Origin of the sequence: Phocaeicola coprophilus DSM 18228 = JCM 13818 (assembly GCF_000157915.1) — a bacterium.
Lineage (GTDB): Bacteria > Bacteroidota > Bacteroidia > Bacteroidales > Bacteroidaceae > Phocaeicola > Phocaeicola coprophilus.
This window is the reverse complement of the sequence record NZ_EQ973647.1, coordinates 27,693-35,974: the sequence shown is the minus strand read 5'-3', so window position 1 is coordinate 35,974 and position 8,282 is coordinate 27,693. Positions and strand designations below refer to the sequence as shown.

At 46.0% G+C, this 8,282-nt stretch carries 6 protein-coding genes and 1 pseudogene; all 7 read left to right on the top strand.

Features of this window, described 5'->3' with window-relative positions:
* Positions 1 to 456 (top strand): annotated as a pseudogene (locus BACCOPRO_RS18105) (TonB-dependent receptor); the annotation flags it as partial.
* Between the two features lie 126 nt (positions 457 to 582).
* On the top strand, positions 583 to 2,010 hold the full coding sequence (locus BACCOPRO_RS13880; RefSeq protein ID WP_008144542.1) for a carbon starvation CstA family protein: 1,428 nt from the start codon (positions 583 to 585) through the stop codon (positions 2,008 to 2,010).
* Positions 2,011 to 2,175: 165 nt separating this feature from the next.
* A complete protein-coding gene (locus BACCOPRO_RS13875) occupies positions 2,176 to 3,738 on the top strand; it encodes a sulfatase (RefSeq protein ID WP_008144540.1) in 1,563 nt (520 codons plus the stop codon).
* Positions 3,739 to 4,258: 520 nt separating this feature from the next.
* Positions 4,259 to 5,260, top strand: coding sequence for a 6-phosphofructokinase (pfkA, locus tag BACCOPRO_RS13870; protein WP_008144535.1), 1,002 nt, complete (start codon positions 4,259 to 4,261; stop codon positions 5,258 to 5,260).
* Positions 5,261 to 5,524: 264 nt separating this feature from the next.
* A complete protein-coding gene (locus BACCOPRO_RS13865; RefSeq protein ID WP_008144532.1) occupies positions 5,525 to 7,468 on the top strand; it encodes a transglutaminase-like domain-containing protein in 1,944 nt (647 codons plus the stop codon).
* Between the two features lie 4 nt (positions 7,469 to 7,472).
* Positions 7,473 to 7,865 (top strand): hypothetical protein, encoded by a 393-nt coding sequence (locus BACCOPRO_RS17255; protein ID WP_008144530.1) that lies wholly within the window; start codon positions 7,473 to 7,475, stop codon positions 7,863 to 7,865.
* Positions 7,866 to 7,882: 17 nt separating this feature from the next.
* Positions 7,883 to 8,282 (top strand): radical SAM protein (locus tag BACCOPRO_RS17250; protein WP_008144529.1); only part of this gene is annotated, 400 nt, incomplete at its 3' end.

Genomic DNA, 8,282 nt, shown 5'->3' with positions numbered 1-8,282 from the left:
GGTTACTTTTTCAATACCTGGAAGCGATGGACTCTCCAGCTTTCCTATGCCTATACCCGAAGCAGGGAATGGTTCGACGACCTGAAAGAACAGGGCAGGCTTCCTTCCCTCTATGACATTCCCCACCAGATAGGAGGTGCATTATCCTGTCAGCTGACGAAACGTGCCAGTGTATCCTTAGGCGGTCTGGTACGCTCCGGAAAAGTCACAGACCTCGACCAAAACTTTGACCCTCTTCCGCAAGAAGATTTCCGGAAGGTACGCGAACCGATGAATTACCGGGTAGATGCCAGCTATACTTATAAAAAAGAATTCAGGACAGGAAGATTACTGCTTTTCCGTGCAGGGCTATACAACATCGTAGGAAACCCGCCTGAAGAAGAAATACTGAATTTCCATTCCGTACACTGGCACCGGAACTGTCTTCCGTACGGTTCCATCAGCTTTAAGTTCTGAATATACTTCCGAAATCTGACAGTTTTACTGTCCAGAGCGGGTATTTGTGTAAAATTTTTCCCTTTACTACAAGACTTTGATTATAAATTGTTACTTTTGGGGCCTGAATCTAAAAATTTACATATTATGATTACATTTACCCTTTGCCTGCTGGCACTGATCATCGGATACTTCACTTACGGAAAACTGGTGGAACGTATCTTCAAGCCAGACAACCGCCAGACTCCCGCTTTAGTTCATCCAGACGGAGTAGATTACATGGTTCTTCCTACATGGAAGATCTTTATGATCCAGTTTCTCAACATAGCAGGAGTAGGTCCTATCTTCGGAGCCATTATGGGTGCTATGTTCGGAACAGCTTCCTACCTGTGGATTGTTCTGGGTTCCATATTTGCCGGTGCGGTACACGACTATTTTTCGGGGATGCTCTCACTGAGAAATGACGGAGAAAGCCTGCCGGAAATAGTAGGCCGTTACCTGGGAAAATCCACCAAACAGATCATGCGAGCCTTCACGGTCATTCTGATGATGCTGGTCGGTGCCGTGTTTGTTGCCTCACCGGCAGGACTTCTGGCAAAGCTTACTCCGGAATCACTGAACGTAACCTTCTGGATTATCGTCATTTTCGTCTATTATATTCTGGCCACTCTTCTGCCCATTGACAAAATTATCGGAAAAGTATATCCCTTATTTGCCATTGCCCTGATCTTTATGGCACTGGGATTATTAACCATGCTTTATGTGAACGCACCCGAATTGCCGGAATTATGGGATACCCTGGAAAATACGCATCCTCATGCGGAAACAACCCCCATCTTCCCGATGATGTTCATCACAATTGCCTGTGGAGCCATTTCCGGTTTTCATGCAACTCAAAGCCCGTTGATGGCACGCTGCATGCGCAGTGAACGTCATGGACGTCCTATCTTCTACGGAGCAATGATCACGGAAGGCATCGTAGCCCTGATCTGGGCCACTGTAGCTACCTATTTCTTCCATGAAAACGGTATGGGCATCAGCGATGCTTCTGTCGTTGTGTTTGATATCAGCAAAGAATGGTTAGGTACAGTCGGAAGTATTCTGGCCATCCTGGGAGTTGTTGCCGCACCGATCACAAGTGGAGACACCGCTTTCCGCTCTGCCCGCCTGATCGTTGCAGATTTTCTGAACTTTGAGCAGAAATCCATGAAGAGCCGCCTGTATATCTGCGTGCCCATGTTCTTCCTTGCCAGCGGATTACTTCTGTACAGCTTACGGGATGCCGACGGATTTCAGGTCATCTGGCGATATTTTGCATGGGCCAATCAGACCCTGGCCGTATTCACCCTGTGGACAATAACCGTATGGCTGGTACAGGAAAAGAAAGGATATTCCTTCCTGGTCACCTTCCTGCCCGCCCTTTTTATGACGACCGTCTGTGCAACCTATATCTGCATTGCTCCGGAAGGTTTCGGAATCGGTAAAAACCTGATTCCCATCCTCTCACCCGTCTTTCTGATCATAGCAGCATTATGGTTCTATTTCTGGTATACCCGACACAAGGCCCATTCCTGAATCCGGCATTGGAGTAAAATGGCTTCCGACAACATCTTTTAAATATGGCAACAGCCATCTTTTGAAAAAGATCCCCTATTTTTACGTCCTGAAAAGCCATACATTTTATTAACCCCAGGATTTCATGAGTCAGAAAACACTGAAATCTCTTTAAACCAATTATTTATGTATAAAAGATTACTCCTTTCCGGATTGGCTCTTACCACACTCGCTTCGTATGGAACCGAATCTGCAGCTCCCGCCAAAGACAAACCGAACATCATTATGTTTCTGGTTGACGACATGGGATGGCAAGATACCTCAGTTCCTTTCTACAACAATCAGACCAGCAATCTGAACACCCGCTTCCAAACTCCCAATATGGAAAGACTGGCCAGGATGGGGGTGAAATTTACGGAAGCCTATGCCTGCGCCATATCTTCTCCAACCCGATGCAGTCTGATGTCCGGAATGAATGCTTCGCGTCACAGAGTAACGAACTGGACCCTGGAACTCAACCAGCAAACAGATGCTACAAGCGATGTCATATCTCTGCCTTCATGGAATTATAACGGCATCCAGCCGGAAGGGGCAGACAGCATCAGCAATGCAACTCCGATCACTTCCCTTCCGCAAGTGCTGAAAGACAACGGATACAGAACCATCCATTGCGGAAAAGCTCACTTTGGTGCAAGAACCACTCCCGGAGAAGATCCGGCCCAGATGGGATTTGACGTAAATATTGCAGGAGGGGCCAATGGAGCTCCGGGAAGCTATCTCGGAACCAGGAACTTCGGAGAAGGATCGCGCTTTGCGGTTCACGGACTGGAAAAATACTACGGGAAAGACATATTCCTGACAGAAGCTTTAACGCTCGAAGCGATCAGGGAAATGGATGAATCGGTTCAGATGAAACAGCCTTTCTATCTGTACATGTCACACTATGCAGTCCATTCTCCCTACGATGATGACGCACGTTTCAGCGGAAAATACAGAGGAAAAGAAGACAAGCAGCTCAACGCTCCCCTGAATGAAAGCGAAGCCCGATATGCGGCCCTGGTAGAAGGCATGGACAAAAGCCTGGGAGACATTCTGGATTATCTGAATTCGAAACCCGAAGTAGCACAGAATACCATAATCCTGTTTATGTCTGACAACGGAGGACAAGGACTGAACAACGTACGTCAAGGTGTTGAAAACCGGGATCAGAACTATCCGGCACGCGCCGGTAAAGGCTCTGCCTTCATGGGAGGAGTCAGAGAACCCATGATGGTGTACTGGCCCGGAGTAACCCGGCCCGGCACCGAATGCGCACAGAGAGTTATCATCGAAGACTTCTACCCGACGATTCTGGAAATGGCCGGAGTCAAATCCTACAAAACCAGACAAGTCATTGACGGAGTCAGCTTTGCAGATGCTCTGAAAGAACATCGCATCAATCCGGACCGGACACTCATCTGGCACTTCCCGAACCTTTGGGGAGAAACCCAGAACAAGGAAGAAGGTTACGGAGCTTACTCTGCTATCCTGAAAGGAGACTATCACCTCATCTATACCTGGGAAACCAGACAACTCCGCCTTTACAACGTGAAGGAAGACATTGGCGAACAAAACGACCTGGCACAATCCATGCCGGATAAAGTGAAAGAACTGGCCAAAGAACTTTCTGACTACCTGAGAGCCAGAGATGCCCAGAGACCAACATTGATCCAGACCAACAGTCTGATTCCTTATCCCGACGAAAAGTAAGGACCAATCCATAGGATTCAAAAAAACGGCAGAAGTTCAGAACACGACTTCTGCCGTTTGCTTACCTGAAAACAATACAGACATCTTCACAGATATCACTTTACCATTCAAACAGGCATATCTAGAGGTGTTTACAAACAATAATCATCCGCTTTTTCACAAAGACAAAATAAAGATTTTCTTCAAACACAAGCAAGCAAAATCGACCAATGTCCATGAAAAGCCCACGAATGCAAACAACTCTCCAACGAATCTTTTTTCACCGGCTTCCATCCTCTCCTTCTATTCATGCCACCCACTCCGCGCCATAATGACATGACAGATTATCATCAAAAACGACAGAAAATCATCCCGACCGAAATGGTCCTGAATTTGTATAATCGTAAAACGAAAAATAAGAGAAAGGAGGTTCGCACTACAGATCAGTCAACACAGATTTACTAAAGAATAAACATCCTCTACCCAGGAATAGAGTTCTAAGATTCAACAAAACAAGATAACTTCATAAAAGCAAGATTATATGACTACTCCAGACACAAAAACTACAGAAGATAAATATATCGGCGTACTGACTTCCGGTGGAGATGCTTCAGGTATGAATGCTGCCATCCGGGCTGTCACACGCAGCGCCATTTTCAACGGATTCAAGGTAAAAGGTATCTACCGGGGATATGAAGGCCTGATCACAGGTGAAATCAAGGAACTGACCACAGAAACGGTCAGCAACATCATCCAGCGGGGAGGAACCATCCTGAAGACAGCGCGTTCACAGGCATTCATGACCCCGGAAGGACGGAAAAAAGCCTATGAAACCATGCAAAAGGAACACATCGTTGCACTGATAGTCATCGGAGGTGACGGTTCTCTTACAGGAGCACGTATCTTTGCCGAGGAATATAACGTAGTCTGCATCGGACTTCCGGGCACGATCGACAATGACCTGTATGGTACGGATTACACCATCGGATACGATACAGCCCTGAATACGATTGTGGAATGTGTGGATAAGATCCGGGACACAGCCACCTCACACGACCGAATTTTCTTTGTTGAAGTCATGGGACGGGATGCCGGATATCTGGCCCAGAACAGTGCCATCGCCTCCGGAGCAGAAGCTGCCATCATACCGGAAGACCGCACGGATGCCGACCAGCTGGAACAATTTATCAGCCGCGGATTCCGGAAAACCAAGAACAGCAGCATCGTCATTGTTTCGGAAAGCCCCAAAGATGGAGGAGCCATGCACTATGCAGACCGCGTCAAAAAAGAATACCCGCAGTATGACGTACGGGTATCCATTCTGGGACACCTGCAGCGGGGAGGATCTCCAAGTGCATACGACCGTATTCTGGCAAGCCGGCTGGGAACCGGAGCCATCGAAGCCTTACTGGAAGGACAGCGCAACGTTCTGATAGGTATCCGCAACAATCAGGTTGTCTATATACCTTTTGCGGAAGCTATCAAAGATGACAAGCCTTTCGACAAGAGCCTGATCAAGGTACTCAACGAATTATCTATTTAATTTACAACCATTTATAATATTCAAAGAGCTGGTTTCATTAATGAAATCAGCTCTTTTGTTTTATCTGGATTCATCATGCGGTCGTTGCGCCTGAATCGTGCGGTCGTTGAAGCCCAAACGTGCGGTCGTTGGAGCCCAATCGTGCAGTCGTTGAAGACCAATCGTGCGGTCGTTTGAAAATAAATCACACCATATCTGAAAATACAAAAAGAATTTATACCTTTACCCCGAAAAACAAGACAAGAATGTTAACTCGAAAGAACTATGAAAGGTGTTATCCTTATATTGCTATGTATGCTTGTAGCCTCTTGCCGGATGCGTCCGGTTTCTTCGGGACTGGAAGAAACCTTGTCGCAAGCGGGAAGCAATCGGGACGAATTGTTCCGGGTACTTGCCCACTATGAAAAAGAAGGGGATTCCTTGAAATTGCGTGCTGCACAATTCCTGCTCGAAAACATGGCGGGGAAAGCGTACGCTACCGGTCGGGTGGTAGACGAGTATTGCGCTTTCATGGATTCCGTATTCCGTACGGGACATAAGAGTGAGGAGGAGTTGCCATCAATTTACGAACAGTACGAAAAACAGGCGCGCTACTTGAAGGAAGAGCCGGTTCTCGCCTTGGACGCACGGACTCTGACCGCTGACTATCTGATTCGGAACATTGACGAAGCCTTTGCCGTATGGGACCGACCGTGGAACCGCCATCTTTCCTTCAATGAATTTTGCGAGTGGATATTGCCCTACCGTGTCAGTGGAGAAGTGCCGGAGGAGTGGCGCACCTTGTATCGGGAGCGTTTCGAACCTCTTTTGCAATCGGACACAATACGGACAGCCAGGCAGGCTTGTACGGTTATCAACAACGAACTGATTAAGTATTCTATCTGCATACCCGAAAAATCGGTGCTCCCGGTTACTTTGCCCCCTCATCTTCTGATGAACATTAAGTTTGGCTTGTGCGGGGACTATGCCAACCTAGCCATGTTTGCCATGCGTGCGGCAGGAATTCCGGTAGGCATTGAAATCGTGCCTTATTGGGGAAGGGGAAACGGCAGACATACTTTTAATGTAGTATACGACAGCGACAGTACTTTTCATGACTTTTCCGGAGCAGAGCAGAACCCGGACGAACATCTGATTCGTTTCCGCCACGAAATGCCAAAGGTGTACCGACAGACTTTCGGCAAGCAGCCTTCCTCATTGGCTATGCAATGTGGGAACGAAGATGTGCCCGACTTTTTCAAGAATCCCTGTTTGGAGGACGTTACCGGCAATTATCCGTTTATCGAGGCACGGGACATTACTGTTCCGGTGGAGGGACATTCCGACCGCAAGTTCGCCTATCTGTGCGTGTACCATCCCACCCAATGGATTCCCGTGGCGTGGGGCAGGCGGCAGGGCGACAGCGTCCGCTTCCAGAACGTATGCCCGAACATCGTGTACCATCCGGCATTGTATGCCGACGGGAAGCTGCAACTGACCAGTCATCCTTTTCTGCTGGATACGTTGGGATGCGTCAATGTGCTTGCGCCTCAGACAGATACCGTTAACTGCGTGCTTAGTACACTGTACAAGGATGCTCCCAAACTGATAAAACTGCTTCCCACCTTTGTCGGGGGTAAGATACAAGGAGCCAACCGTCCCGATTTCAGCGATGCGGTTACATACTATACCTTTACGGAACAGCCTACTTTTAAGTATACCACGGTGGATTGCAGGAATACAAAGCCTTGCAAGTACCTGCGTTACCTGTCGTCCGACCGTGGCACGGGAAATATGGCAGACGTGGAGTTTTATGCCGAAGGTTCGGATGTTCCCTTAAAAGGAAAAGTTATAGGGCATTACAAGCCCAGCCTACAGTTTTTCGATTCCGGTGCGGAAGCGATGTTCGATGGCGACCCCACTACGTTTTTCCATACGGCGGACACGCTGAGTTGGGGAGGACTAGAGCTGGAGAAACCGGCAGCGGTTTCCCGCATCCGCTTTATTATCCGCAGCGAGAACAACGGCATACGTAAGGGAAGCGAGTACGAGCTGTTCTATATGGATAGGGACAAATGGGTATCTCTGGGCAATCAGGTTGCCACGGAGGACGACCGCCTGGAATATAAAGGTGTGCCCAAGAACGCTTTATTCAGGTGGATCGACCATACAAAAGACAATTCGAAGAGAATATTTATCATAGAAAATAAAAAGGAAGTTTGGTATTAAAACTATGGAAACATTAAGGACATCATCGTATATAATTCCTGTCAAGCTGGAAAGTGAAGAGGGAAAGTATATGCTTATTCATGGATATACAGGGGCTATGGATATTGTTAGTGAAAGTGTAGTATTGTGTCTAAAATACAATGAAATAAAAAAGCTTTCAGATTTGACATTGCAGGCTCTGCAGAGAAGAGGGTATATTACAAACAAAACAAAAGAGGAAGAAATAGAATATGTAGAAAGGGTAGCTCAAGCATTACATAAAAGAGATGAAATCTTACATAAAAGTTTCACATGGGTTGTTACATATAATTGTAATTTTAGGTGTCCTTACTGCTTTGAAAAAAAAGAGAATATAAGGATTCGCCACATCGCATTGTACTTACAAAATCTCAAGTAGACCGATTGTTTAATGCTATGATTGAAATTGAACCTAGAAAACAACTTCAAGATTCTGTAATAACATTGTATGGAGGTGAGCCTTTGTTGAAGGAAAATAAAGAAATTGTGACATATATCGTTCAGGAAGGTAGAAAAAGAGGCTATAAGTTCCATGCTATAACTAATGGATATGATTTAGATTCTTATTTGAGTTTATTAGCACCCAATTTAATTACTTTGCTTCAAATTACAATTGATGGCACGAAGAAGAATCATAATCAAAAACGGAAACATTTTGAAGATTCAAATTCTTTTGATAAGATTATTTCTAATATTAAATTGATTTTTGAAAAAGGATTAAATGTAGATATTCATATAAGGGTAAATGTAGATAAATATAATTTAGAAGATTTTAGGGCTTTATATTTTTATTTTG

Excerpts from the sequence above, each read along its gene's own strand:
- BACCOPRO_RS13880 (WP_008144542.1), top strand. The coding sequence starts at position 583 with ATGATTACATTTACCCTTTGCCTGCTGGCACTGATCATCGGATACTTC.
- BACCOPRO_RS13875 (WP_008144540.1), top strand. The coding sequence starts at position 2,176 with ATGTATAAAAGATTACTCCTTTCCGGATTGGCTCTTACCACACTCGCT.
- pfkA (WP_008144535.1), top strand. The coding sequence starts at position 4,259 with ATGACTACTCCAGACACAAAAACTACAGAAGATAAATATATCGGCGTA.
- BACCOPRO_RS13865 (WP_008144532.1), top strand. The coding sequence starts at position 5,525 with ATGAAAGGTGTTATCCTTATATTGCTATGTATGCTTGTAGCCTCTTGC.
- BACCOPRO_RS17255 (WP_008144530.1), top strand. The coding sequence starts at position 7,473 with ATGGAAACATTAAGGACATCATCGTATATAATTCCTGTCAAGCTGGAA.